We start from the raw sequence: 241 nt of genomic DNA, 5'->3' as shown, positions 1-241 counted from the left end.
GGTGCATCCGGGAGGATTCGAACCTCCGACCGCTCGGTTCGTAGCCGAGTACTCTATCCAGCTGAGCTACGGATGCAAAATTTGGTCGATAAATATCGAGTTATTTCAATAACTATTGAATGACTACATTAAAGATATTATTGATATGCTAACTTATTAGCTAAGAGATGGTGCATCCGGGAGGATTCGAACCTCCGACCGCTCGGTTCGTAGCCGAGTACTCTATCCAGCTGAGCTACGG

At 46.5% G+C, this 241-nt stretch carries 1 tRNA gene; it reads right to left on the bottom strand.

Annotation, left to right across the window (positions count from 1 at the left end):
- Window positions 1-2: 2 nt before the first annotated feature.
- Window positions 3-76 (bottom strand) — tRNA-Arg (locus tag AC4IFO_RS23235).
- Window positions 77-241 lie beyond the last annotated feature (165 nt).

Source organism: Providencia sp. UF-224, from assembly GCF_058245955.1.
Note: the sequence above shows the minus strand (reverse complement) of the source record. Positions and strands in the feature narration are given on the sequence as shown.